The organism is Trinickia sp. Z7 (assembly GCF_056498045.1).
In genome coordinates this window covers 138,493-164,440 of record NZ_JAUEQW010000002.1, presented here as the reverse complement: position 1 = coordinate 164,440, position 25,948 = coordinate 138,493, and the positions used below count along the sequence as shown (strand labels likewise).

Genomic DNA, 25,948 nt, shown 5'->3' with positions numbered 1-25,948 from the left:
ACTTCTCAACGCACATCTCCTATGCTGCAAAGGGCGTGCCGCGGACGGCGCACGTCTGCATTGAAAGCGGTGGGAACGCGCATTGCATCGCAACGTGAGCGCGGCACTCCCGGGCCGCCTCGCTGGCCTTTAAGACGAGAGGAGGAACACGCATGACCGTCTCGCTCGCGATCATCGATGCAGCCGAACGAGGGCGAGTGTGAAGCGCGATGAGCCTCGGATTCGCGCGAGGATAAAAAGACGCATCGCCGCGGATATCTGGCAGGCGATGTGGCAGTACCGAACCCAAACGTTCGGCGCGGCCGTATTGATGGTCGTCGCCAAACTGGCCGGCGTGTCGGTGCCCCTCGTGCTGCGAGAGATCATCGACGACCTCGGACACCGCACGGCGTTGGCGCTGTTTCCCGTGTTCCTCGTCCTCGCCTACGCGTTGTTGCGCTTCATCGGCGATGCCCTGGGCGAAGTGCGCGACGTGGTGTTCAGCACGGTCACTCAACATACCGTCGCCGGTCTCGCCGAGCGTACATTCGCGCGGCTGCATCGACTCGGCGCGCGTTATCACTCGCAGCGCGAAACCGGTGCGATCGTGCGAGACGTGCAAAAGGGCACCGACGGTGTGGGGTACCTGCTCGGGGTGGGCCTGTTCACGATCTTGCCTGCGTTCATCGAAATCGCGACCGTGATCGGCATCATCGCGAGTGGCTATACGATCGCGTTCACTTGGATCATCGCCGGGACGCTCGTAAGTTATGCGACGTATACGGTGATCTTTACGCGCCGCCGCATGCGGGTGCAGCGCGAGGTGAACCGGCTCGAAGCGGCGTCGGACGGCCGGCTCGTCGACAGCATGCTCAATTACGACACGGTGAAGTACTTCGCAGCCGAGGAATTCGAAACCGCGCGTTACCGGGGCGTGCTGAGCCGTTGGGTCGTCGCGCGCTTGGCCAATCAGCGCGCGCTCACGGCGCTGCACCTCGGGCAAAGCGCCGTCGTGTGCCTGGGCATCGCCGCGATGATGCTGTTGGCCGTTCAATACGTCGTTGCAGGACGCATGACGCTCGGCGATCTGGTGCTCGTGAATGCGTACATCGTGCAGGTATGCATGCCGCTCAACACGCTCGGCTTCGTATTTCGCGAAACGAACGATGCGCTCGTGAACGTAGAGCGTATGTTCACCGTGCTTGCGGGCGACAGCCTTCAGAGCGGCGATGAGGCAGCGGACGAGGACCGCGACGAGCCGGGCGCCAAGCCGCTCATCGTGACGGCCGGCGAAATCGCATTCGAGCATATCGATTTCGGCTACGATCCGGCGCGGCAGATTTTGCACGACGTGGACTTCGGGGCAAAGGCAGGCGGCACGCTCGCGGTCGTAGGCGGCAGCGGCTCGGGCAAGTCCACGCTGATGCGGCTGCTGTTCCGGTTGTACGCGCCCACACGCGGCAAAGTAACGATCGACGGCCAGGACCTGCGCTACGTCACGCGGCGTTCGCTGCGCGAGGCGATCGGCATCGTGCCGCAGGACACGGTGCTCTTTAACGATACGATCGCCTACAACATCGGGTACGGCCGCGAGAAGGCGACCCGCGCCGACATCGTGCGGGCGGCGCGAGCGGCTCAACTCGACGAGTTCATCGAACGGCTGCCCGACCACTACGACACGCGAGTCGGGGAGCGCGGCCTGCGCCTCTCGGGCGGCGAGCGGCAACGGATTGCCATTGCGCGCGCATTCTTGAAGGATCCGCCGATCATCGTGTTCGACGAAGCGACCTCCGCGCTCGATACGCGTTCGGAGCGCGCGATACAAAACGAGTTTCGCCGTTTGGCGGAAGGCCGGACCTCGGTCGTGATCGCCCATCGACTTTCCACGGTCGTCGACGCAGACCAGATTCTCGTTATGGAGCATGGACGCATCGTCGAGCAAGGCACGCACGCGCAACTTTTGGCGCGCCCCGGGGGCGTCTATGCGCGCATGTGGGCGCTGCAGCTCGAGCAGGGCGAACTCGAACATACTCAGCGCAAGCTCGCGGCGCAGCCGATGCATGTCGGCGACCTGGCTGCCGAGATCGCCTCGCGGGTCGTCACGGAGGCAAATGCACAAGGCGTCGATTTCGGCTTGCGGGTGATCGACCCCGAGCTGCCGGTAACCGGTGAGACGGAACAGATCCAACGCGTGGTCGCCATGCTTTGCTCGAACGAAATCGCGCACGCGATGCAGGGCCAGCGCGTGCAACTGCTCGCCCAACGCGAGGGGAACGCCGCCTGGCTGGCCGTGTTGGGCGCAGGCGATGAACCTGCGCCGCTGACCGCGGAACGCGCGGCGGATGCCGAGCGCATTCTGGGTGCAGCGGGCGGGACGTTTTTGCCGACGCCGATCGATGGCCGCGTGGCTTATGTGGCCATGCTGCCGCTCTTGCCGGTGGTCGGAGCGGACGGCGACGTTGCGCCGATCGTGCCGGGCGCCGCGCCGCTAGACGGGATCGAGGTGCTCGCGATCGACGATGACGAAGAAGCGCGCGACGCGCTCGAAGCGGCGCTGGTGGCGAACGGCGCGCACGTGCAGTTGGCGGCCTCGGGCGCGGATGCCTTGCGGCGGTTGGAAGCGAACCCGCGCTCGCAGTGGCCGAGCGTGCTCGTGTGCGACATTTCACTAGGCGAAGAAGACGGCTGCGAGGTGCTGGCTCGCATTCGCGAGATGGCGACGAAGTACGACGGCGCATCGCCCCCTGCCATTGCACTGACCGGCCACAACGATCCCTCGCTGCGCGAAAGGACGGCGCTTGCGGGCTTCGGCGCGCACTTCGTCAAGCCTGTGGCGTTCGATGCGCTCGCGAGGGCGATCCGGCGGCTGGCCGCGGCGCACGTGAACGGTTCTTAGCGTTGGCTATCCCGTGACTCCCCTCGCCGCACCGATTGCCCGAGGCAGTGGTTTCACGCGCGCGGCGCGCTGGCGGCGCGGGTGCCGCCAGCGACGGCCTTGCGCGCGAGACGGGTTCGGAAGTGCTCGGCCGTGGCCCGCAATCCCGCCTCGAGCGAGGTGGCGGGTGTCCACGCCAACAACGCGCGAGCCGCAGAGATGTCGGGTTGGCGGTGCCATGGATCGTCGATCGGCAGGGGCCGAAAGACGATCTCGCTGTCCGAGCGCGTTGCCAGGCGTATATGCTCGGCCAATTCGAGCATCGTGATCTCGTGAGGATTGCCCAGATTGACCGGGTCGCACGAGCCGTCGGGCGCATCCATCAGGCGAACGAACGCATCGATCATATCGTCGACATAGCAAAGCGAGCGCGTCTGGGTGCCGTCGCCGTAGACCGTCAGCGGCTCGCCCGAGAGCGCTTGCACTATGAAGTTGGAGACGACGCGCCCGTCGGCCGGATGCATGCGCGGGCCGTAGGTGTTGAAGATGCGGGCGATGCGCACTTCGACGCCGTACTGCCGCCGATAGTCGACGAACAAGGTTTCGGCGCAACGCTTGCCCTCGTCGTAGCAAGAGCGCGGGCCGATCGGGTTCACGTGGCCCCAGTAGTCCTCTCTTTGCGGATGCACGCGTGCGTCGCCATAGACTTCGCTCGTCGAGGCTTGAAAAATCTTCGCACGCACGCGCTTGGCGAGCCCGAGCATGTTGATGGCGCCATGCACGCTGGTCTTCGTGGTGCGCACCGGATCGTATTGGTAATGCACCGGCGAAGCGGGGCAGGCGAGGTTGTAGATCTCGTCGACCTCTACATAGAGCGGAAACGTTACATCGTGCCGCATCAGTTCGAAGTTGCTGCGTCCCAATAGGTGGGCCACGTTCTCGCGCGTTCCGGTGAAAAAATTATCGACGCACAGGACGTCATGGCCGGCCTCGACGAGCCGCTCGCACAGGTGCGAGCCCAGAAAGCCGGCGCCGCCCGTGACCAATATCCGCTTTCGATCGAGTTCTTTCATGTTCGGTTGCTCCGCTAGTCGCGTATGAGGGTTGGGACGAACCGAGCGGCGCGGGCGGCGCCTGCCGTCGTCATGCTGCCACCTCGCGCAGCAGGCGGTCCCAGTCGTGAGCGAAGCGCGCGATGCCGAACCGCTCGAGCGCAGTGCGGCGCGCGCCATCGCCGAGCCGCCGTGCTTCGCGCGGGTCGGCCAGCAAGCGGCGCATGTGTTCGACGAGCGCATCGACATCGGTCGCTACGTAGCCGTTCTCGCCGTTGACGATCACGGTCGGAAGCTCGGTGCTGGCGAGGCCGATGATCGGCATGCCGATCGTCATCGCTTCGATGATCGCGAGCCCGAGGCTCGTCCAGCGAATCGGATTGAAAAAGAATCGATAGCGCGCCGTGAACGCCGCAAGATCGAGGTTGCCTATTTCCCCCAGGCCTCCGGCTGCTTGCGCATTCATTCCGACGAGATCGAGCGGCACGCGATCGGCCGCCGCGGCGAATACATCCGCGCCCAAACGCCGCCCGCGGGTCGCTAGGTTGTTGATCACGACGATCCCGCGCTCGAGCTCGCCCGTGTAACGCACGTCCTCGCGCACCAGCACGCCGTGCTCGATCACGCGGGTCGGCACCGCGCCGCAATCCCACATCAGCCGGTTGAAATGCGTCACATGCACGATCAACGCGGCCGGATCGTCCACCCAGTGACGCTCGCAAAACGGGTTGTTTTGAGGTGGATCGTGCTCTAGGTAGATCGTTGGGAGCTTGCGTTGCACCGCGGACAGCACGGTCGAGCGGTCGTGCTCCCAATGTTCCCGGTGCTGATAGAGCACGACGTCGAACTCGCGTTGCGAGACCTGCTCCGCGTCCACTTCGTGAACGTTCGGGCCCCAGGGCAAGACACCCGTTCGGCCCGCGTGTCCGGGCGGATTGCCCGGCCGCGTAACGAGCCAGAACTCATGCTGCGCTTGCGTGAGGTAATACAGATAGTTGCCGTGGACGTGCCAAGTCAGCACACGCAATGGCTTGTTACGTTGCATGGCGAGGCTCCTTTGCGCGGTGATGCAGGTGTGCGTGCAAGACCTCGGCGCCGGCCGGCCGAGTGCGCGAGTGCCAGGCGAGTTGCTCTAGCGCTGCTTGCACTACCTGCGCAACGCCCACGTTCAGCGCGCACGGGTGGCCGTAAGGACAATCGCGGTACGCGCATGGCCGGCAGGGCGGATAGTCGGCGAGCACGCGGTGACGCGCCTTATCGAGCGGCGCCCATCGGCGCGTGTCGCTGCCCGATGCAATGACGGTGCTGGGCGTGCGCATCGCTGCGGCCACGTGCGAGATGCCGGTGTCGTTGCACACGACGAGGCGCGCGTGCGCGACCAGCGCGGCGAGCGCGCCGAGCGTCGTGGAGCCGGTTAGATGTAGCGCCGGAGCGGCCATTGCGCCGAGGACCGTGGCGGTGATCGCGGCCTCGTTCGATGTGCCTGTGATCGCGATTTGCCAACCGTGCGAAGCAAGCGTATCGGCCACCTCGGCGAAGCGTTCGGCGGGCCAACGCCGCGACGGCAACTGCGCGCCGGGATGCAGCACGATCAACCGCTCCGCCTCGATGCCGTGCTGCGCTTCCAAGGCCGCATATTCGCAGCGGTCGTGCGCCGTGAGCGGGAACCACAGGGCATCGTCGTGCGCGTCGATGTCCAAGGCGCGCACCAACGCGAGGTACCGGTGCGGTTCCGGCAAGTCGTCGGGCCATGCGATGAAGCCCGCCTCGGGCGATTCATGAGGTTGATGAAAGCCGGCACACGATGTCGCGCCCAAGCGCTTCACGATGTCGTTCGCCGGCCCGCCGCTGCCGTGCATTTGGATGGCGAGGTCGAAGCGCCGCTCTTTCATGGCGGCGAAAAATTTCGGTAGCCCGGCGCCGGTTTCCTCCTGCTCGGGAAATCCCGGCGCGCCGGGAAAGACGACGAGCTCGTCGATCAGCGAGGCGTAACGTTCGACGAAACGCGCCGCCCAAGGCAACGCGATCAGCGTGATGTGCGTTTCGGGCCACGCGCTGCGCAATGCGCGCAGGGCTGGGACTGCGCAAAGCATGTCGCCGAGTTGCAACGCGCGAAAAATCGCAACGCGTCGCGGCTGGGAACCATGAGGGAAAGCAAGGGGAGCACGCATCAGAGGAACCAGGTCCGATAGCGGATCGCACCGCGCAATCGCCAATAGATCGAAAGAAATGGAATGACGGCCGAAGTGGCGGCCATTTCGGCGACATGCGTCCATCTTCGGCTTCGGCCGCGCATCCGCAGTAAAAAGAATCGAACGGTCAACGCAAACCAGACGAGGGCGCCCGCAACGGCGATGGCGGCGGCGCCGGCCGCGGCGGCGAGAACGCTCGCGCCCGCGGCCGCAACCGTCGCGTAATAGGCGAGGGGCGCAGTGCGTGCGATGCGCTTGCGGTAAAGCGCCGGATGCTTGCGATAGAGCAGCGCTTCGAAGGCGCTCTTGCGCTGTTGTGACACGCTTACGCCCCACCGGGCGGGCCGTACGGGATGAACGACGAGCGCATGGGGCGCATTGACCAGCCGTCCCCCCACGCTCAGTAGCGAGAACTGCAAGTCGGAGTCCTCGCGCCAGGCCGAGGTGAAACGTTCGTCGAAACCGTTGACGGCGGTCAGCGCCGCGCGCGTGACGAACGCATTGGCGGTGGCGAATTCGGCGCGCTCGAGCCCGCTCGCATCGGCTTCGTAGTCGGTCGGCCGCTCAGGAAGCGGCACTACGATGGCGCCGGCGGCGGCGCATGCGCCGCCGGCCAGCGCTGCGAGTCCCACCTCGAGCCAGCGGGGATCGGCAATCGTGTCGTCGTCGGTGAACGCGATGATTTGCGCGCGTGCGTGGCGCCAGCCTGCGTTTCGTGCGCCGGCCGGCCCCTGCGTCGCCGTGACCGGCAAATAGCGCAGTTGCAGCCCGCGCCCGCGATGCGCATCGGCAATGCGTTCGACGAGCGAGCGCGTGGGTTCGTCGGGACCATCGTCGCAGACGACGATTTCGTAGCGCCGCGGCGCCAGCGTCTGGCGCACGAGCGCTTCGAGGCACCGTTCGAGCAACGTCGGGCGCCGCCACGTCGGCACGACGACCGAGACATCGGGGGCGAGCGCCGTCGCGTCCTCGTGCTGTGCCGTTGCATCGCATGCCGGTTGCGTGCGCGTAGCCGTTTGCGTGCTCACGTCGCGGCTCCTTGCTTCGTGATGAGGAACGGACCGATCACGAGCGCGTCGAGCGGCGAGGTCCAGAACGATTCGAGCGCATCGCGCGGCGAATTGACCATGGGTTCGCCGCGCGTGTTGAACGAGGTGTTGACGAGAATCGGCACGCCGGTGCGAGCGTAAAAGGCGGCGAGCAGGTCGTAGTAAAGCGGATGCTGCGATCGATTCACCGTTTGCACGCGGGCGGTGCCGTCCACGTGGCGCACGGCTGGAATGCGCTCGGCCAATTCCGGGCGCACGTCGAAGATGAACAGCATGAACGGTGCGGTCCGCCCATCGACGAACCATTGCTCCACGTGCTCTTCCATCACGACGGGCGCGACGGGCCGAAAGTCTTCTCGGTCCTTGATCTCGTTGAGCTTGGCCTGCATGCCCGGATCGACCGGCGAGGCGAGGATCGAACGGGCTCCGAGGGCGCGCGGCCCGAATTCGGTGCGTCCTTGATACCACCCGATCACGTTGCCCGCCGCCAGCAGACCGGCTGTTTCTCCGGCAACGTCGTTCAGCCGTTTGAACGGAACCTTGGACCAGCGCAGAAACGATTCGATTTCGGCGTCGGGGTACGACGGCCCCAAGTACGCGTGGTCCATCGTCCACCGCCGTGACTTGTCGCCGGTGAGGCCGCGCTCGCGCCAGTCGATCCACAGCGCTGCGCCGAGCGCGGTGCCGGCATCGCCCGCGGCGGGCTGCACCCATACATCGTCGAACGGACCCTCATCGCGGATGCGCGCATTCATGACGCAATTGAGCGCGACCCCACCGGCCATGCACAGCCGCGGTAAGCCCGTGCGTTCGTGCAGCCAGCGGGCGAGCTCGAGCACGGTCTCTTCCAGCACCGTTTGCAGCGAGCGTGCGATATCGTAGTGACGCTGCTCGAGCGGCCCACCGCGCTCGCGTGCGGGACCGAAGCGCGCCACGAGGTTGGGCTCTTCGACGGTGTAGCTGCCATTGCCGCGATAACGAACGATTTCGCGGAAGGCATCGGCGTAGGTGGGGCGTCCGTATGCCGCCAGCGCCATCACTTTGTACTCGTCGGACGAATGCAGGAACCCGAGCCAACTCGTGACCGCCTCGTAGAGCAGCCCCAGCGAATGCGGCAGTTCGACTTGCTTGATGCGCTTGTACTGGCCGTCGACGAACTGACCGAGGCTCGTCGTTACGCCCTCGCCGCGGCCGTCCATCGTCAGCACGGCGGTGTCGCCGATCGGGGCTGCGAGGAACGCGCTCGCCTCGTGGGCGAGGTGATGCTCGACATAGTGCCAGACGAAGCGGTGCCCGCTTTCCGGCGCGCGAAAACGCTTTGCCAGATGATGAGGGGCGCCGTCGACGAGTTGCGCGCGAGCATTGACGATATAACTGACGAACAACGGATCCCACGGCGATTCGTTGGGATGGCTCGCGCGTTGCAAGCCTGGTTCGAGCGGCAGCGTAATGGTCGCCGCACCGCGCGTGGGACCGGGCATCGTGGGTAGCAGTGCGGGGTCGTAAGAGTAGGCGACGTGGTCGAGCTCGGCCAGCGCGATGCCCGCTTCCTTGAGGCAGTAGTCGATCGCATCGAACGGCATTTGCCACGTCGAGAACGGCACGGGCCGTTTGGCGTGCTTCACGTGAGTGAATCGCTCGTCCTCCGCGGCGGCGATCACGACACCGTCTTCGATGAGCGCGGCTGCGCTGTCGTGATAAACGGCATTGATTCCGAGTGTGTACATGGCGAAGTCCCGGCAACGGTCAGAGTGGAATCGGGGCGGGCGCCGATGCCGTATCCGCATCGGCTCGGGAGAGCGGTTGTGCGATGTCTCGACCGCGCCCGGCGGCGAGTTCGAGCGCGGCGTCGGCCACTTCCTCGCTGGGCACGCCGAGCAGACATTCGTGATGGCCTTGCGGACACACGCTGCGGTAACACCAACGGCAATCGACATCGCGAAAGAGGACGCGGTGCGGCGTTTGCCAGGGCGTGTGCTGCGGATTGGTCAACGCATACAAATCGACCACCGGAGTGGCGAGCGCCGATGCGAGGTGGACGGGCCCCGTGTTGTTCGAGAGGAGCACCGTCGCTCGTTCGATCAAGGCCGCGAATTCCTCTATCTTTAGGAGTCCTGAGAAATCATGTAGATACGGATGCGCAGCCGGTCCTGCGGCCGCGATCAGCTCGCGGATCAAAGGCGCTTCATCTGCGCTTCCGGTTAAAAGGACCGGCCAGTGCGTCGATTGCGCGAGGCGGGCAGCCACCGCGCCGAAGCGTTCGGGCGGATAGCGCCGCGACGGCGCGCTCGCGCCGGGATGAATGACGAACCAGGGGCCCTCGGGCGCGACGCCGCGTGCGGCCAGGCGTTCGGCGATCGCGACGCGTGCCTTCGGATCCAATGCGAAGCGCATCCGGGTATCGGCGCAGGTCGCGCCCACCCTGGCGACGAGCGCGAGCTGTCGCTCCACCTCGTGGCGGACGCCGCCGTGAGGCTCGGTCTCGCATACCCAATCGGTTAGGAGTCCATAAGGATTCTCGCGGCAATGGGCGAGCCTGCGCGGGATGCCGGCGAGATAGCAGAGCATCGCGGCCGGCAGCGCGCTTTGACTGTAGACGGTGAAGATCACGGCTGCATCGAAGCACCCTGCTTCCAGCCGCCGTTGCATGGCGAGATCGCTTTCCGGGGAGGCTGTCTCGCCGAGGCCATGCCATGGCGCGTCGTAGGCGATCACCTCGTCCACGTCGCGCAAAAACGGTGCGGCCGCGGCGCCCACCGTCGAGGTCAGCAACGTGATGTGCCGCCGCGGCATCGATGCGCGTAGCGCGCGAATGGCGGGCGTCGTCATCAGAATGTCGCCTAGCCGGTCGAGCCGCACGCAGAGTATTCGCTCCACGTCTTCGCCCCAGGGCGAAATGGGCGTCTCGCGTTCGGCCGCCTGCGACAGCAGCGGGGCGATCGTAAACGGTAGTGCGCTCATTGCCTGTCCGTCGTCGTGTCTGGATTTGGCCGAATGCCGGTGCGCGCGCGGTTGCGCTCGCTCATTGCCCGGTGCTCGCCCGCGGCCTCGCTCTCTCGTATGATCGCGAGCGCCGCGCGAACGAGGTCCGGCTCGCGCAGCGTCGGCACACGCTCGGGCCCGTGCAACCATTGCGTTTCGTTGCCGTTGTCGATGAGCACCGTGCGGCACCCGGCGCGGGTGCCCGCTTCGATATCGTCGAGAATGTCGCCGACGAACCAACTCGCCGACAGATCGATCCCCTGCTCGCGCGCCGCGCGTAGCAACATCCCAGGAGCCGGTTTGCGGCAGGCGCACGGGTGGCTGTAGCGTGCGACTACGCCATTCGGGTGATGCGGGCACCAATAGGCGCCGGCGAGCGTGACGCCGCAAGCTTCGAACATGCGCCGCAGGCGGGCTTGCATGCCGGCCAACGCCTCATAGGGGAAACGGCCCAACGCGACGCCGCTTTGGTTGCTGATCACGAACAAGCGGAAGCCGCGCTCGGCCAACATCGCGAGCGCCTCGCATGCTCCTGGAGCAAAGCGCATGAGCTCGGGGTCCGCGTTGTATGGCACGTCCTCGAGCAAGGTCCCGTCTTTGTCGAACAGCACGGCGGCCGGGGCGCCGGCGTGGGGGCGGATCGAAAAGGCACCGGTCATGCAGGCCTCGTCGTCAAGCGCGGCTCGCCGCTGCGCGTGCCTGCCCGGCTCGGCGCACGCGCGGCGTGCGCTCTTGCTCGAGATCGGCTTGGACGTCGGCCTCGACCGGTGCACGCGCGACGCGCTGATAGACATCTTCGAGCAACCTCGCGACACGGACCCAAGTGAAGCTCGCGTGGACACGCTCGAAACCCGCCTCGCCCATGCGTTCGCCGAGTGCGGGGTCGTGCGCGATTCGGGCCAAACGGTCGGCCAGCGTATCGGGGTCGCGCGGCGGCACGAGAAACCCGGTCTTGCCGTCCACGACGGTGTAGCGAATGCCGCCCACATCCGCGCCGATCACTGGCCGGGCGCAGGCCATCGCTTCGATCGGCGTGATGCCGAACGGCTCGTACCACGGGGTCGTCACGAACACATCGGCTGCGCCGTAAAACTCCCGCAGTTGCGCGCGACCGCGCCGCCCGACGAAGGTGACGTGATCGGCGATGCCGCACCCGGCGGCGATCCCGCGCAAGCGTGCGATCTCGGGCGTCGCGATTTCGTTGGGCAGATCGGCGTTGCCGCCGACGATATAAAGATGCGCGTCGATGCGAGTTTGCTCGCGCAGCTTGGCGAGCGCGCGCACGACCGTATCGATGCCCTTGCGCGGCACGAGGCGGCCGAGCTGCAGCACGGCGAACCGTTGCTCCGGCCAGCCGAGCGCAGCGCGCGCCGCGGCGCGATCGACGCGGCCGAATTCGGCCGAATCGAAGCCGCAGGGGACGAGTTCGACGCGCGCGGGATCGGAGCCGTAGTGCGCCTGCAAATCGGCCGCGTCTTGCGGGCACTCGGCGATGATCACGTCCGATTCGCGCACTAGCGTGTCCTCGATTTCGAAGCGCGCATCGGGGAACCCGTCGTCGGCGCCCTGATGCAGCCGGCGCACTTTGCCGAGCGCGTGAAAGGTCGTGACGAGCGGAATTCCGAGCACCGCCTTTACCTTCAGGCAAGCGAGTCCCGACATGAAGAAGTTGGCGTGCATCACGTCGTACGGAGTACGCTCGCGCCGGCAAAAGCCCACGAGAAAATCGGCGAACTCCGGCATGAACGGCAGCAGGTGCTCTTTGGGCATCTGCGTCGGCGGCCCCGCGGGGACGTGAATCACGCGCACGCCGTCCATGTCGGATACGGCCGGCAGCAGCGCGCGGTCGCGTCGCGTGAACACATCGACTTGATGGCCGGCGCGGTGCAGTTGCCGCGCGACGTGAGCGACATAGATATTCTGACCGCCGCTGTCGACGCCGCCCGCGACAGCGAGCGGGGACGCATGTTCACTGACGAGTGCGATTTTCATGAGGAATCCTTTGTATTGAAAGACCGCCGAGGCGCTGGAAAGACGCATCGGAGCAGAGCGTCGGCGCAGCGCGCGTTGTCCGTCGAGCACGTGGTGTGCCCATCGTTTTGGGCGATCGGTCAAAGCTGCAGAAGCGTTGCAACGGTGCGAGACACCGTCGTGATCTTTATTCGACGATTCGCTCGCATATGGCGGTGTTACAGGGGGGCGTGTAATTAAGCGATGCGCCCGCGGCCAAGCGTGCGGCGATGGCATTCGCCCCAATTCAATGGGAGTGATTATTGCTGTCGTTCAGGCCGCGAGCGTCGCGCGCGTTGTGCGCCGATGTGCGCGACGTTCTGGGAGGATTCAAGCGCATGAGCGCCCGTATCTCCGTGGTAGTGCTGACCCATAACCGGCTCACCGAAGTGTCGAAAACCGTCGAGCATCTGCTCGCGCTGCCGGAGAGGCCACCAGTCATCGTGGTGGACAACGGCTCGCGCGACGGTACGCCAAAACGAGTGCGGCAACGTTTTCCGCAGGCGCGGGTGGTAGCGTGCAACGCTAATTTGGGCGCTGCGGGCCGAAACCTCGGGGTCGCGCAGGTGGACACGGAGTATGTCGCGTTCAGCGACGACGACACGCGCTGGTCGCCCGGGGCGCTGGCCCATGCGGTGCGGGTATTGGATGCTTCGCCCCATGTCGCGGTCCTGTCCGCGCGCGTTTTGGTGGGCGATGAACAGCGCATCGACCCGACCTGCGAGCGGATGAGGGCGAGCCCGCTCGAGCGCGCGAGCTTGCCGGGGCCCGCGCTCATCGGCTACATGGCGGGCGCATGCGTGTTTCGTACGCAGGTGTTTCGCGACGTGGGCGGATACGAACCGCGCTTGTTCATTGGAGGGGAGGAGTCGCTCGTGTCGCTCGATGTGCTCGAGCGCGGCCACGCCATCGTCTATTGCGACGGATCGACCGTGACGCACCGTCCCTCGCCGGCGCGCGATGCGAACTTGCGTCGGCGCATGCTTGCGCGCAATGCCGCGCTCGTTGCATGGCTGCGGCTTCCCTTGTCCGCGGCCGTTGCCGCGTCGGGGCATGCGTTGGCCGTTTTTACGAAAGAGGGGGCGTTAGTCGGCGACACGCTCGCATTGATTGCGGGCATCGCATGGGCGCTGCCGCGACGGCGTGTCGTGGGCGAGCGCGTGTTGCGAATGCGGCGGCAGGTGCGCGCAGCGGAAGCCGCGGCGGCCGGGATCGCGCCTATCGCCGAAGCGGCGGTCGAGCCCGATCGATTGCGTTAGCGTTGCGCCTCATGCGGCACGAGCCGCGCATAGCGCTCGGGTTCGGTCAAATCGTGCGGATGTGGATCGGCGAATGCGCGCAGTTGGCTACGATATGCATGCACGGCCCGCCATTTCGCATTGGCGGCGCCCGCGCGAGGCGACGGTGCCGCGCCGCCGCCGGGCCAATCGATCCGCTCGATGCGCCAGCCTTGCGCCGCCAGCGCTTCGTACCGAAGCCTGCTGACGCCGCGCATCGCTCGATAGGGTGCATCTTCGTAAACCATCAAGGCAGGCATGCTTTGCCGTTGCGCCAGCATCGCGCACGCGTCGGCCACGAGCACGTGGTCGGAGTGGTGAAGGCCTAGCGGAGCGACGAGCGGCGGGGCGCCGGCATGCCGCCAAACCTCGGCCAGCGCGCACGCGATTTCCTGCGCCGACGGCGTTGCGCCATATTGACTGTCGAGGAACGACAGTCGAATCGGGCGCGAGCTCAAGATCGTCAGGGCGCATTCGTCCTCGGCGATTCGCGCCCGCATCGCTTCGCTCGAATCGCGATGTCCCGCGCTACTGTCCCACGGCGTGTGCATCGGCGGCTGAGGCTCGCCGCAAAAGACCGTGCAGACGACGGTGTTCGGCCGGCTTGCCAGCAGCAAGCCGCAACTGAAGACCGCGTCGTCCAGATGCGGCGATACGACGAGGCAGGGCGCGGCAGGCTGCCGCATCGAAGGTAGGCGCGTTCGCATGTCGCAACGCGGAGCAAACACGATGCCCATATGCATGCGCTAACATCGCAGCTTCGGAACGACGGGCTGCGAGCATGACTTTGGACAAGACCGACCGAGCCATCCTCATGGCGATGCAAGGGGACGGCCGCATCACGAACGCGAGTCTCGCCGAAGCGGTCGGCTTGAGCGAGACCCCGTGCGCGCGCCGCTTGAAGCGGTTGGAAGCCGACGGCTATATCGAGGGGTATCGCGCCGTGCTGTCGAGATCGGCGCTGCACATTGGCGTGACGGCGTTCGCACTCGTGCGCTTCGGCGTTCACGACCGGCGTCTTGCCGACGAGTTCGAGCGGCAGATACAGGCGATCGAGCGCATCGTCTCGTGTCACAACGTCTCGGGCAGCGCCGATTACCTGCTTCACGTGGTCGCACGCGATCTCGAGGATTACGGCGCGTTCGTGCGCGACGTGCTGCGCGCATTGCCGGGAGTCACGTCGGTGGAATCGGTGCTGTCGCTACGCGAAGTGAAACGCGACGCGGGCCTGCCGCTACTCTGAGCCGACGGGCCCGCGTCGTGTGAGGGCGATGAGCGAGCGCTCGAAGTTCGCCTCGGGAACCGCGCAAAACCGCGAATGCTTAAGCGGCGAGCGCCTGACGGATCGCCTCGGCCAAGTCGCCCGCTGCGAATTTCGCGACGTAGCCCGTGGCGCCGGCATTCTTGACGTGCGCCTCGTTGGCCGTGCCCGTGAGCGAGGAATGGATGATGACGGGGATGTCCCGCATGCGCTCGTCGGCCTTGATTTGGCGCGTGAGCATGAAGCCGTCCATTTCGGGCATTTCGAGGTCGGTCAGCACGAGCGCCACCTTGTCGCGCGTTCGAACGCCTTCCTTCTGCGCTTCTTCGGCAATCTTGGTGAGCGTATCCCAGGCCTCTTGCCCGGTCTTCGTGATGATGTACTGTGCGCCGAGCGCCGCCAGGCTCTGCTCGATGAGCTTGCGCGCGAAGCCCGAATCGTCGGCGGCGAGAATCTTGGCTCCGCCGGTCATCTTGACCGACGTGCCCACGTCGGCCGGTTCCACGCTGGGATGCTGCGCCGGGAATACGTCGCGCAATACCTGCTCGACGTCCACCACCTGCGCTAGCCGCGAATCGCCCGTATTGCCGTCGATGCGGGCAATGCTGGTGACCGAGCCGCCGCCCGCCGAACCTTCGGCCGAAAGCACCTGATTCCACTCTAGGCGAACGATGTCGTCGACTTCCTCTACCGCGAACGCCTGCGTCGAGCGCGCGAACTCGGTCACGAGCAGGATGTTCAAGCCGCGCGTCGGATTGCAGCCCATGAGCTTGGGCAGGTCGATCACGGGAATGATCTGGCCGCGGATGTCGACAGCGCCGATCATGTGATCCGAGGCCCCGGCGATCGGCGTGATTGCCGGCATGGTCATGATCTCGCGCACTTTGAACACGTTGATGCCGTACAACTCGTGCGAGTCGTCGTTGCCGGGCGCGGCGCCCAGGCGGAACAGCAGGAGTTCGAACTTGTTCGTGCTCGTCAGGTTGGTGCGTTCGTCGATCGAGTGATGATCAGCGGCCATCGAAATTTCCTCGTGGGTTGCGCCCGTGAGCAGCGGTTGCACCTTTTCCGGAAGGCGAGCGCCGAGGCCGCACGGGCTATAACGCTGATAACGGCGTTTCGCCCAAAAAATTAATACGGCTCCGTGTTTCCCCCGACAAAACTATCAAGTTGGCGCAAACATCTGACGTTATATCCTGCCAAGGACCGCCACACGAGCTGTGTCCGAGGCGCTCGACCGACGCTTGCTCCCGACCCCAACGAATCGATTCTCTTCATGATCGATGCCTCAGCGCCCGACCTACCGTATATAGAAAGCGCCTTTCAGCCCGTGCTCTCGCTGGCGCACGGCGCTGCCGTGGGCTATGAGGCGCTGCTGCGCGCCCGGCATGCCGACGGGAAATCGTGCTCGCCCGAAGCCGCGTTCGCCGCTGCGCGGCACGCGGGGCGTTGCGGGGAGTTCGAGCGCGCCTGCTTGCAACGCCACGTGTCGCGTTTCGCGCAGTTCGCTCATGAGCAGCATGTGCTCTTCGCCAATTTGCACCCGGACGTGCTGGCCGATCCGGTCCATGGTCCGGCGTTGGCGCAAGAACTCGTCGATAGCGCGGTGGCGCCCAATCGCATCGTGATCGAAGTGCTCGAGGCGCGCCAAGAGACGCCCGCCGCGCTGATCGACGCCGTCGAGCGGTTGCGAGCGCGCGGATTCTTGATTGCGCTCGACGATTTCGGCGCGGGTTTGACGAATCTCGGCCGCGTGTGGGATTTGCGCCCCGACGTGGTCAAGCTCGATCGCGAGTTGATTTGCAAGGCGGTCGAAAGCTACCGGAATGCGCGCAGCTTGCTGCGACTCGTCGATTTACTGCACGACATCGGTACCTTCGTCGTGATCGAAGGGATCGAGACCGAAGAGCAGGCCAGGCTGAGCGCCGACTGCGATGCGGATTTCGTTCAAGGCTACTTTTTCGGGCGGCCGGCGATCGAGGTCGAAGCACTCGTTCCCTTCGGCGCCGGTTCGGCGCCGCCGCTCGATGCGCGGCCCGGCGACGCTCGCAAATTGCGCCGCATCGCCGATCTGGACGAACTCGCGCCATACCGGCGCGCGTTCGGGCGCTTCAAGGATGCCTGGTGCTTGGAGCAACCGCTGGCGTATGCCGCGCGCCATTTCTTGGAATGCGAATGGGCGTTGCGTGTGTTCGTGCTCGACGAGACGGGGCGGCAAGTCGGCGAGAACGTCGAATCGGAGCATCATTGCGAGCGGCGCTGTGCGACATTTCCGTTGCTCGCGCGCAGGGCGGGCGCCAATTGGTCCAAGCGCGCTTATTTTCGCGATGCATTGCTTCGGCCGGGCGAGACGATCGTCAGCGAGCCCTATATGTCGTCGAGTTCGACGAACTTATGCGTGACCTTGTCGGTGTTCGTGCGCATGGGCGAGCATGGCTTCGTGCTCGGCGCCGATATCTTGTTCGAAGGGTTGTCCAGGCATCTGGCCTGAAGCGTTCACGCGCGGCGGGCAAGGCAAAGCCGTGCGGTTTCTTGTTCCGAGGGCGATAGCTGCGCCGCGAACTCGAACTTGCCCCCGATCAGCGTGGCGACGCATGCGCCATCGCGCAAGGCAATGCGGTTGCCGACCAAAGCGGGCACCTTCTCGCCCGGCAACACCGTGCCGACGACGTTGAGCGGATCGACAGCGCAAACGCAGACGAACTGCCCGTCCGGCGTGCGCTTGCGTACGTCTCGCAGCAACGCTAGCGCTTCGGGCAATGCGAACTGTTCACCGGAAAGGCCGTTGACGAAGCGGCCGCCTCGAACGAGACCGCGCGCTTCCAAGCGATGGAACACGCGCAAAAGGTCGCGCCAACGCGGCAGCCATCCTGCTTCGCGCTCCAACAGTTGCCAGAAGACGACGCCGTAGCGGCGCAGCAACGACATGGCCGCGTGCTCGGCGATATCGGGCGGCAGCGCAGGAGCGCCAATGCGCGATGACGCGGAGGGAGACGATGACGTAGCGATAGCCGATGCACCGTTCGCGCTTGGCTGCGTATCGCTCTCGGCCGGTCGTCCCGAACTCGTCGGCCGCCGCAGCAGCGCCCATCGGCCGGCATCTTGCATGCCGCCGATGAACGCGCCACGATGCCCAGCGCGCCGCGCCATGGCGCGCGAGCCGCGGTGGCGCGCCGCGGCAGGCGCGATCAGCGCGCGCAGCCCCGCGAAACTATCCGCATTGACGAACCCGCCCGCCACCAGTTCGCCGAGCGCGGTTTCGACTTCGAGCGGCAACGCGTGCGCTTCGCCGAGCAGTTCGTCGAAGAACATCGCGCCGTGCCGCGACAGCGCGTCGAACAGCAGCCTCGCGCGGGGCGAAAGCGCAGCGGTATCGGCGGGTGCGGGCTCGGCCGAGCGGCGATCGATCAGCCCGTGCCAAATTGGCAGCGTGCGGCGCGGCAGTAAGACGATCGGCGTCGTTCGCACCGGGGCCGAAGCGCCGCGCCCATCGGCTGCGAATCGAGCCCACACGAATTGGCCGGAGCGACAGAGTTCGTCGAGCGTCGTGCCGGCATAGTCGCGCAGACGCGCAGGCAAGATGTCTTCCTCCCACGCCGCCGCCGCGGCTTCGAAGCCTTCGAGTTGTTCGAGCGTCGCGGCAAGCGCCTCGCGTCCCATCCCGCGCGCGGCCGGGGCGAGACGTTGCCATTCGAGCAGAAAGCGCACGAAGTCGGCACGTTCGACCGGCTCGATCTCGCGGCGCAGCCGCTTGATCGTGTATCGATGAATGCGCGCGAGCAGATGCCGCTCGCACCATTCGTCCTGCTCCGCGCCCGGGGTGAAGCGGCCTCTCATGGCGTAGCCCTCGTTTTCGAGCTTCACGAGTGCGGCGGCTACGTTCGACGCGGGCAGCGCGAGCGAGCGCGCAAGCACCGGCACCGGCTCGGGCCCGAGGCCGGAGAGCCTTGCGCGCAACACGTCCACGAGCGCATCGGCCTCCGCCCATTCGTCGTCGAAGCCCGGCGGCGCAACGAGTCGCGGGGCGAACGCAGCATCGGGGTAGATCGCGCGCAGGCATGTCAGGCGTTCGATGGGCAGCCAGAGCGCTTCGTTCTCGGCGATCTGCATGCGCGTGGCTCGCCCCGCGCGTGCGAGCGCGTCGAGCCATGCGAGCCACCCCTCGTTCGATCGCGCCTCCGTCTCGTTGATGCAAGCGAGCCCCGTCAACGCCTCATGCATTTCGTCCGTGCTGCGCACCTGCGGCCAGGCTTCCTCGCGCACGGCCGCGATCGCGTCCCTATCGAGCGCGCCCAGATCGGACGCGTCTTGCGGATCGCTCCAGCGCCGCGATAGAACGGCCTGCGTGCGGCGCTCCTCGAGGGGGGCGTCGTCGAGGAAGGCGTAGGGCCGCGCATTGAGAATCTCGGCCGCGAGCGGCGAGGGGGCGGTGAGCTCGCGCGTCACCAGCGCGATGTCGCCTTGCTCGATCCGGCGCAGCAGGGCGAGCCACCCCTCGCAATCCATCGCTTCGTGCAGGCAATCGTCGATCGTTTGATCGACGAGCGGATGATGCGGCAACTCCCGCTCGCCCGCGATGTTCTCCAGACACGCCACCTGATCGGGGAACACGGCGGCGAGCAAATCCTCGCTCTTCATGCGCTGCAATTGCGGCGGCGTTTTGCGCCCGCCGGTGAAGCGCGGCAACGCGAGCGAAGTGGTGGCGTTCCAGCGCCAGCGGACGTTGAACAGCGGCGCATCGAGCAATGCTTGAATCAATACATGCTCGGCGCTATTCGAATGGAGGAAGCGCCACACTTCGTCGAGCGCGAAGCTGTGGCTGCCCGTCAGCGACAAAACGATCGCATCTTCGGTGGCCGCGGCCTGCAGCTCGAAATTGAAGGTTCGACAAAAGCGCTTTCTGAGCGCAAGGCCCCATGCGCGATTGATGCGGCTGCCAAAGAGCGAATGAATGACGAGTTGCGTGCCACCCGATTCGTCGAAGAACCGCTCCATGACGAGCGTGTTTTGCGAGGGCAGGACCGTGAGTGCCGCTCGCGCGCGCGCGAGATACTCGACGATTTGACGCGCGGCGACTTCATCGATGACCAGTTCATGCATCAGCGTCTGGACGACGCTCCCGAGCGCCTGACCGTTCTCGCCCGCGTCGTTCGATTGCTTGGTGCCGCCGATCAATGCGTCGATACGCATCCGCAGGCGGGAGATGGCGGCCGAAAGCTCATCGCTGCGCCCGGGCGCTTCGCCGAGCCAGAACGGGATGTTCGGCGCCTGCCCTTGGGCGTCGACGACGCGCACGCGCCCCGGTTCGACACGCAGGATCCGGTACGACGTGTTGCCGAGTTGGAAGATGTCTCCCGCAAGGCTTTCCACGGCGAAGTCTTCGTTGACGGTGCCGATGTTCAAGCCTTGCGGTTCGAGCAGCACGGCATAGTCGGCGTTGTCGGGGATCGTCCCGCCCGATGTGACGGCCGTCATCTTCCCGCCGCGCCGCCCGCGCAGCATGCCCGTCACGACGTCGCGGTGAATGTAGGCGCCGCGCGGGCCGTGGCGGCTCGTATAGCCTTGCGAGAGCATGCGCAATACCGCGTCGTACTGCTCGCGCGGGAGATCGGCATAGGGCGCGGCGCGTTTGAAACAATCGAACAGGGCGCCTTCGCTCCATTCCTCGCAGGACGCTTCCGCGACGATTTGTTGCGCCAGTACGTCTAGCGGCGCATGCGGCACCGTCAATGTGTCGAGCTCGCCGCGTCTCACGCAGTCGATGAGGGCGGCGCATTCTACGAGATCGTCGCGCGAGGTGGGAAAGAGGCGGCCCTTGGGCATGCCGCCGACCTGATGCCCCGAGCGCCCGACGCGCTGCAGAAATGACGCGATGGCGCGAGGTGAGCCGAGTTGACAGACGAGATCGACGTCGCCGATGTCGATGCCCAATTCGAGCGATGCGGTGGCGATCAACACGCGTAATGCGCCGCGCTTCAGACGCTGCTCCGCATCGAGCCGATGCTCTTTCGCCATGCTGCCGTGATGCGCGGCTACGGCCTGCTTGCCTAGGCGTTCGGTCAAATGGCGCGCGGCGCGCTCCGCCATGCGGCGAGTATTGACGAAGATCAGCGTGGTGGCGTGCGTGCTGGCGAGTTCGGCCAGCCGATCGTAGACGCGTTCCCAAACCTCGTTGGGCATGACAGCTTCGAGCGGCACGGGCGGGAGTTCGAGCGCGAGGTCTCGTGCTCGGTGATGCCCGACATCGACGATGGCGCAGCGCGCATCGTCGCTCACGCCCACGAGAAAGCGCGCCACCGCCTCGATCGGCTTTTGCGTGGCCGATAGCCCGATGCGCGGCAAACGCCGCTTGCAAAGCGTGTCCAGACGTTCGAGCGATAGCGCGAGATGCGCGCCGCGCTTGCTGCCGGCCATTGCGTGGATTTCGTCGACGATGACCGTGCGGGTGGTCGAAAGAATGCGGCGGCCGGAATCGGAGGACAGTAAGACATAGAGTGATTCGGGCGTCGTGACGAGGATATGCGCGGGCCGTTTTTTGAGCGCGTTGCGCTCTTGCGCGGTGGTGTCGCCGGTGCGAACCGCCGTGCGGATCTCCACGCGCGGCAGCCCTTGCGCCGCCAGCGCTTCGCCTATGCCCGCAAGCGGGCGTTCGAGGTTGGTGTGGATATCGTTCGATAGCGCTTTGAGCGGCGACACGTATACAACAAGCGTTTCGTCGGGCAGCGTGCCGCCATGGGCGAGCCCGTCGCGCACGAGCTCGTCGAGCGCCCAAAGAAATGCCGTGAGTGTCTTGCCCGAGCCTGTCGGTGCGGCGACGAGCGTCGGTATGCCGCTGCGAATGTGCGGCCACGCGCGCATTTGGGCGTCGGTCGGTGCGCTGAAGGCCGACTCGAACCATGCGGCGACGGCCGGGTGAAACGTGGCCAGCAGGTCGACAGCCGAGGGAGCATTCATGTCGTCAAGATGGCGATGGGCGCGCGATTATCAAGGACACCTAACGATTTCGGCGTGCGTGTCGGGGCCGGGGTACTTAGCCGATCGTTGGATCGGGCGGAAACATGTCGAGGCTTGCCGCATATGTCGATAGATAGATGAGTGGAGCAACGACAAGCGTGGCGACGCCGAGCGTCAGCACGCAAGCGATCAAAAGGCCGGCCGTGATGCCGCCGTACACGAGCGCGGCAGACCCATTGCGCCATGTTGCCGCGAAACTGGCTCGTAGCGCATCGGCTGCCGTTGCGCCGTTCAGCACGATCAATGCCGGGGCGAGCCATAAGGCCATCGTGCCGACCGCAGCGGTTGCCAGATACAGCGCGCCCGCTATCAAAGCGAGCACGGTTCGCGCATCGCCGGTCGCGCCGCCGAATGCCAATAGACGCAGTGCGCTCGATGCGCGCTCGCCCGTCAGGTCGCAGACGATCGTGATCAGCAACCCGAACACGGCGGCCGCGAACAGCGGTTCGAAATGCTCGCGGATGCCGCGCATCACATCGGCCAACCCAACCGCGCCGGTCGTTCGGCAATGATCGGCGGCGTAGATCATGCCACCGGTCCAGAGCACGGTGAAGACGGCCGCGAGGTCGCTCGCGTAGGGCAATTCGACCAGCAGGACGGTGACGAGCAGATCGATGAGGCCGAGCATGATCCACATCCCGGGGCGTTGCTGGAATAGCGTCCAGCCCTCGGCGAACCATCGCGTGCCCTGGCGTGCGGGGACCGCGCGCATTTGCATGTAAGACTCCTCCGAATTGAAAGGCGGGGGGAAAAGCGGTCGAACCTATGCGCAATTATGGCGCGGTTGCTGCAGGTGTGCTGACGGAGAGGGAGGAATTTCCGATTTTCACCGGAAGTGGGCTCATTCGCGGCAATACTTGCCCCAACTCTCTTCGCGCGCATCGGTGTGAATGCGTTTTACCTAAGATCTGTCCGAGATAATCGCGAGTCATCGATCCGACCCGGATCGACAAATAGAATGCCGGATCCCAGGCGATTCCAGCTGCGTGCGTACTGATTAGGACGGTGGCATGCGTTTCGTCGAGGCGCTACAGTGGTGGGGCGATGCCGGGCTGGAAGATTCGAATGTTTGGCATTTTCACCCGGTTAGGTTTATTCGGGAGTTTCGGAAGTGCGGGTGGTTCGCCGAACACGAGCTTGCGCAATGCATCCCGCGCGTCAATCGACATCTTGTTCACACCGAATTTCGAGAGCAAACCGTTGCTGCATGGAGCGTGGCGTACGGCCGAGCCAAAACCTGGGTGTTACCGTTTAGCCGTATGGTCAGAAAAATTCGGGATTTCCTCGACTGCCCAGCGGGGATTGCATTTCCTTGCTCAATCCATTGTGGAACCCGGGTATCTCAGATTGGTTAAAGAGGGTGACGGTGAGCGTAGGATATACATCCCCTATTACGGGCGCGGTTTGATTCAGATAACCTTCGCCCGGGAACATAAGGTTTACGGAAATTTCCGCGCATTTCCCCAAACGGAGGTCGGGACAGCGCGATACCCCGAAGTGGGTTGGAACCCCGATGTTGTTAGTGCTAGACGATGGTCATTTTGACGTCGACAATGCAGCCGATAGCGCGGGGTTTTATTGGGCATGTCCGGCTGTTACTGCTGTTCGCAAAAACGGATTGCAACTATCTGACATCGGGTGCGCAACGGATAATATTGTTGGTGTATCAAAACTGGTACATTCGTCGAATACCTCGTCCACAAAAATATCAACGAGTTACCGAAAATGAAAGCGATTTTGCGATCGATTGAGTTCGTTGACGGCAGCTCCTCCGCAGGGTCGGGCGAGAACTGAGAACGGAAAAAAGTAATCTAAAGGTGGGCTCGATGTGCGCCGCACCCGGGAACATATGGCTTAGGAGCGAGATGATGATTTCAAGAGAATCGCTGTAAGAAGGTTTCGGACACTTTGAGCGGTTGTCTTGCTTTGTGCGTCATGCTTTGATCGATTGAGTCCTGCCTTATGCGGTTCTCTCTGTTGAATCGACACAATCCGCTATTCGTGTGAAAATTGATTTATCTCGGTCGTTGTAAGTGGTTGCGAAAGAAATAATGAAACGATTTCTCATGGCGAATATTTGTATGAAAGGGGGTAATGTTAATCTCGAGTTTATCGCCTTCGGGCGAGATCGGACCGGAAGAGAATTTTAAGAGATCGGCTATACCGGGATCCCTCTAATGTCAGGGAAGTGAATTTTGCAAGTCCCTCGTTCCGGGTGCGACTTTTCGATTGAAATGTCGCCTCGACCGTGGCTCCCGAGTTCGTTCTACATCACAGTTGAGTGCTAGGCTGTCCGCATCGTCCTGCGGGAAATCCACTCGTCCCCGATCACCGCGCGCGCCGCAGCCGACCGTATTGAACATCGGCCGCAACGCGTGTCTCGACCCCCGGCCCCATCCGACCCTACGCAAATGCTCGATTCCCTCTATGATTTGCGCGTGCTATAAGCGGCGAGGCGGTCATTTTGGCTTGCGTCTGTGAGACGAGTGAGACGACCATGGAGGATCGAGCATGAAAGCGACGAGTGGGATCGGCATGGCTACCCGCGTGTGCGGGTGGGTACTCGCAACAACCATCTCGCTCGGCTTCGCGCCCGGTGCGCCCGCGTGGGCCAAGACGGGCACGCCTCAGCCGGTTTTGTCCGCATCGGCGATGGCCGTGGCCGACGAGTTCAGCGCCGATGCGGCCGAACGGATCTTCAAGGAAGGCGGCAATGCGGTCGACGCCGCGGTCGCGGTGGCATTCACGCTTGCTGTGACCTATCCCGAAGCGGGCAACATCGGGGGCGGAGGCTTCATGACGCTCTACGTCAACGGCAAGCCGTACTTCATGGACTATCGCGAGCGCGCGCCGCTCGCTGCGACCAAAGACATGTATCTAGACAAAGACGGCAACGTCGTCAAAGGCATGAGCTTGGTCGGCATGCGTGCCGTCGGCGTGCCGGGCACCGTCGAAGGTATGTGGGAAGTGCAAAAGCGATTCGGCAAGCTGAAATGGAAACAGGTGCTCGCGCCCGCGATCCACTACGCGCGCGACGGATTCGAAGTCAGCGAGCAACTGCAGCAGCGCCGCGACGCGGCAGCCAAAGAGCTCAACGACAAAACCAACTTCGGCCAATACTTCGGGCAATTGAAGGCCGGCGAGATGTTCAAGCAACCGGAATTGGCCGCCACGCTGGCACGCATCGCCAATCAAGGCGCGAAAGGTTTTTACGAGGGCAAAACGGCTGAATTGATCGCCGCATCGATGAAAGCGCGCGGCGGCCTCATCACGAAAGAGGACCTTCACGAATACAAAGCCGTGTGGCGCCAACCGGTTCAGGCCAATTGGAACGGCTACCGCGTGATCACGGCGCCGCCGCCGAGCTCCGGCGGCATCGGGTTGGTGCAGTTGCTGAACATGAAGGCCGATCTCAAGGACGATTTCGCGGGCGTGAAACTCAATTCGCCGCAATACGTCCATCTCGTCGCGGAAATCGAGAAGCGAGTGTTCGCCGATCGCGCGCAATATCTGGGCGATCCCGATTTCTACAAAGTGCCGATCGCCCAATTGACCGACGACGCCTACATCGCGAAGCGAGCCGCGGAAGTCGATCCCGAGAAGCCCACGGACACGAAAGCCGTGCAACCGGGGCTCGGCACCTCCATGCCCGAGAAGGCGGAAACGACGCATTTCTCGATCGTCGACAAATGGGGCAACGCCGTCTCGAACACCTACACGCTGAACGGCTACTTCGGCTCCGGCGAGGTGGTGGATGGCACCGGTGTGCTGTTGAACGACGAAATGGACGATTTTTCCGCCAAGCCGGGCGTCGCGAACATGTTCGGCGTGGTGGGCAGCGACGCGAATGCGATCGAACCGAAGAAGCGGCCGCTATCGTCGATGACGCCGACGATCCTGACCAAAGACGGCAAGGTCGCGATGGTGATCGGCACGCCCGGCGGCTCGCGCATCTTCACGTCCATCTTCCAAGTGATGACGAACGTCTACGACTTCGGCATGCCGTTGCCTGCCGCCGTTGCCGCGATGCGTTTCCATCACCAGTTGTTGCCGCCCAACACGATCTTCTGGGAGCCGTACAAGCCGATCGAGGGAGATCTCGCGCAGGCGCTCGAAGCAAAAGGCTATGTCTTGAAGGGGCAAAACTTCAACGGCGACATTCAGGTTATCAAAGTGGACGGCGATTCGCCCGAAGCCGTGGCCGATCCGCGCGGCCGCGGGGTGACGCGCACGGTGCAGTAATGGTGCGGTAAAGGT

17 protein-coding genes are annotated in these 25,948 nt (G+C 64.6%); 5 read left to right on the top strand and 12 right to left on the bottom strand.

What is annotated here, in order from left to right; all coding sequences use genetic code 11:
• Positions 1 to 199 precede the first annotated feature (199 nt).
• Entirely contained in the window at positions 200 to 2,875 is a 2,676-nt protein-coding gene (locus QQS38_RS04775; RefSeq protein WP_479644226.1) for an ATP-binding cassette domain-containing protein, read from the top strand.
• Positions 2,876 to 2,928: 53 nt separating this feature from the next.
• Here QQS38_RS04775 and QQS38_RS04770 read toward each other — a convergent pair whose 3' ends face one another.
• The 8 genes from QQS38_RS04770 to QQS38_RS04735 form a co-directional block, all read right to left on the bottom strand.
• Positions 2,929 to 3,927 (bottom strand): UDP-glucuronic acid decarboxylase family protein, encoded by a 999-nt coding sequence (locus QQS38_RS04770; protein WP_479644225.1) that lies wholly within the window; start codon positions 3,925 to 3,927, stop codon positions 2,929 to 2,931.
• A gap of 70 nt (positions 3,928 to 3,997) precedes the next feature.
• Positions 3,998 to 4,951, bottom strand: coding sequence for a glycosyltransferase (locus tag QQS38_RS04765; protein ID WP_479644224.1), 954 nt, complete (start codon positions 4,949 to 4,951; stop codon positions 3,998 to 4,000).
• Complete coding sequence (locus QQS38_RS04760) at positions 4,941 to 5,999, bottom strand: glycosyltransferase family 9 protein (protein WP_479644223.1); 1,059 nt, start codon at positions 5,997 to 5,999, stop codon at positions 4,941 to 4,943. Before QQS38_RS04760 ends, QQS38_RS04765 begins: the two co-directional genes overlap by 11 nt.
• A 77-nt stretch (positions 6,000 to 6,076) precedes the next feature.
• Positions 6,077 to 7,126 (bottom strand): glycosyltransferase family 2 protein, encoded by a 1,050-nt coding sequence (locus QQS38_RS04755; RefSeq protein WP_479644222.1) that lies wholly within the window; start codon positions 7,124 to 7,126, stop codon positions 6,077 to 6,079.
• Complete coding sequence (locus tag QQS38_RS04750) at positions 7,123 to 8,874, bottom strand: carbamoyltransferase family protein (RefSeq protein ID WP_479644221.1); 1,752 nt, start codon at positions 8,872 to 8,874, stop codon at positions 7,123 to 7,125. The genes QQS38_RS04755 and QQS38_RS04750 overlap by 4 nt, the downstream gene beginning before the upstream one ends.
• 19 nt (positions 8,875 to 8,893) lie before the next feature.
• Complete coding sequence (locus QQS38_RS04745) at positions 8,894 to 10,108, bottom strand: glycosyltransferase family 9 protein (protein ID WP_479644220.1); 1,215 nt, start codon at positions 10,106 to 10,108, stop codon at positions 8,894 to 8,896.
• A complete protein-coding gene (locus QQS38_RS04740; RefSeq protein WP_479644219.1) occupies positions 10,105 to 10,788 on the bottom strand; it encodes a D-glycero-alpha-D-manno-heptose-1,7-bisphosphate 7-phosphatase in 684 nt (227 codons plus the stop codon). Before QQS38_RS04740 ends, QQS38_RS04745 begins: the two co-directional genes overlap by 4 nt.
• 13 nt (positions 10,789 to 10,801) lie before the next feature.
• Entirely contained in the window at positions 10,802 to 12,121 is a 1,320-nt protein-coding gene (locus QQS38_RS04735) for a glycosyltransferase family 4 protein (protein WP_479644218.1), read from the bottom strand.
• A gap of 356 nt (positions 12,122 to 12,477) precedes the next feature.
• Between QQS38_RS04735 and QQS38_RS04730 the strand changes: the two genes are divergently transcribed.
• Positions 12,478 to 13,398: a glycosyltransferase family 2 protein gene (locus QQS38_RS04730; protein WP_479644217.1), complete on the top strand. Its 921-nt coding sequence runs from the start codon at positions 12,478 to 12,480 to the stop codon at positions 13,396 to 13,398.
• On the opposite strand, the gene QQS38_RS04725 is transcribed toward QQS38_RS04730, so the two are convergent.
• The gene (locus QQS38_RS04725; RefSeq protein ID WP_479644216.1) at positions 13,395 to 14,123 is read right to left on the bottom strand and encodes a PIG-L deacetylase family protein; all 729 of its coding nucleotides are present in this window, start codon (positions 14,121 to 14,123) and stop codon (positions 13,395 to 13,397) included. The two genes, QQS38_RS04730 and QQS38_RS04725, sit on opposite strands and share 4 nt — an antisense overlap.
• A 74-nt stretch (positions 14,124 to 14,197) precedes the next feature.
• On the opposite strand from QQS38_RS04725, the gene QQS38_RS04720 reads away from it, so the two are divergent.
• Positions 14,198 to 14,659, top strand: coding sequence for an Lrp/AsnC family transcriptional regulator (locus tag QQS38_RS04720; protein WP_479644215.1), 462 nt, complete (start codon positions 14,198 to 14,200; stop codon positions 14,657 to 14,659).
• Positions 14,660 to 14,738: 79 nt separating this feature from the next.
• Here the strand turns inward: QQS38_RS04720 and QQS38_RS04715 are convergent, their stop codons facing one another.
• Entirely contained in the window at positions 14,739 to 15,698 is a 960-nt protein-coding gene (locus tag QQS38_RS04715) for a chemotaxis protein CheW (protein WP_479644214.1), read from the bottom strand.
• A gap of 255 nt (positions 15,699 to 15,953) precedes the next feature.
• On the opposite strand from QQS38_RS04715, the gene QQS38_RS04710 reads away from it, so the two are divergent.
• Complete coding sequence (locus tag QQS38_RS04710) at positions 15,954 to 17,168, top strand: sensor domain-containing phosphodiesterase (RefSeq protein ID WP_479644213.1); 1,215 nt, start codon at positions 15,954 to 15,956, stop codon at positions 17,166 to 17,168.
• Between the two features lie 5 nt (positions 17,169 to 17,173).
• Here the strand turns inward: QQS38_RS04710 and QQS38_RS04705 are convergent, their stop codons facing one another.
• Together QQS38_RS04705 and QQS38_RS04700 are read right to left on the bottom strand one after the other, a co-directional pair.
• Complete coding sequence (locus QQS38_RS04705) at positions 17,174 to 21,631, bottom strand: DEAD/DEAH box helicase (protein WP_479644212.1); 4,458 nt, start codon at positions 21,629 to 21,631, stop codon at positions 17,174 to 17,176.
• A gap of 76 nt (positions 21,632 to 21,707) precedes the next feature.
• Entirely contained in the window at positions 21,708 to 22,409 is a 702-nt protein-coding gene (locus QQS38_RS04700) for a BPSS1780 family membrane protein (protein WP_479644211.1), read from the bottom strand.
• Between the two features lie 1,817 nt (positions 22,410 to 24,226).
• Between QQS38_RS04700 and ggt the strand changes: the two genes are divergently transcribed.
• Positions 24,227 to 25,933, top strand: coding sequence for a gamma-glutamyltransferase (gene ggt, locus QQS38_RS04695; RefSeq protein ID WP_479644532.1), 1,707 nt, complete (start codon positions 24,227 to 24,229; stop codon positions 25,931 to 25,933).
• Positions 25,934 to 25,948 lie beyond the last annotated feature (15 nt).

Excerpts from the sequence above, each read along its gene's own strand:
- QQS38_RS04745 (WP_479644220.1), bottom strand. The coding sequence starts at position 10,108 with ATGAGCGCACTACCGTTTACGATCGCCCCGCTGCTGTCGCAGGCGGCC.
- QQS38_RS04750 (WP_479644221.1), bottom strand. The coding sequence starts at position 8,874 with ATGTACACACTCGGAATCAATGCCGTTTATCACGACAGCGCAGCCGCG.
- QQS38_RS04710 (WP_479644213.1), top strand. The coding sequence starts at position 15,954 with ATGATCGATGCCTCAGCGCCCGACCTACCGTATATAGAAAGCGCCTTT.
- QQS38_RS04725 (WP_479644216.1), bottom strand. The coding sequence starts at position 14,123 with ATGCGAACGCGCCTACCTTCGATGCGGCAGCCTGCCGCGCCCTGCCTC.
- QQS38_RS04700 (WP_479644211.1), bottom strand. The coding sequence starts at position 22,409 with ATGCAAATGCGCGCGGTCCCCGCACGCCAGGGCACGCGATGGTTCGCC.
- QQS38_RS04730 (WP_479644217.1), top strand. The coding sequence starts at position 12,478 with ATGAGCGCCCGTATCTCCGTGGTAGTGCTGACCCATAACCGGCTCACC.
- ggt (WP_479644532.1), top strand. The coding sequence starts at position 24,227 with ATGGCTACCCGCGTGTGCGGGTGGGTACTCGCAACAACCATCTCGCTC.
- QQS38_RS04705 (WP_479644212.1), bottom strand. The coding sequence starts at position 21,631 with ATGAATGCTCCCTCGGCTGTCGACCTGCTGGCCACGTTTCACCCGGCC.
- QQS38_RS04740 (WP_479644219.1), bottom strand. The coding sequence starts at position 10,788 with ATGACCGGTGCCTTTTCGATCCGCCCCCACGCCGGCGCCCCGGCCGCC.
- QQS38_RS04760 (WP_479644223.1), bottom strand. The coding sequence starts at position 5,999 with ATGCTTTGCGCAGTCCCAGCCCTGCGCGCATTGCGCAGCGCGTGGCCC.
- QQS38_RS04720 (WP_479644215.1), top strand. The coding sequence starts at position 14,198 with ATGACTTTGGACAAGACCGACCGAGCCATCCTCATGGCGATGCAAGGG.
- QQS38_RS04770 (WP_479644225.1), bottom strand. The coding sequence starts at position 3,927 with ATGAAAGAACTCGATCGAAAGCGGATATTGGTCACGGGCGGCGCCGGC.
- QQS38_RS04735 (WP_479644218.1), bottom strand. The coding sequence starts at position 12,121 with ATGAAAATCGCACTCGTCAGTGAACATGCGTCCCCGCTCGCTGTCGCG.
- QQS38_RS04715 (WP_479644214.1), bottom strand. The coding sequence starts at position 15,698 with ATGGCCGCTGATCATCACTCGATCGACGAACGCACCAACCTGACGAGC.
- QQS38_RS04765 (WP_479644224.1), bottom strand. The coding sequence starts at position 4,951 with ATGCAACGTAACAAGCCATTGCGTGTGCTGACTTGGCACGTCCACGGC.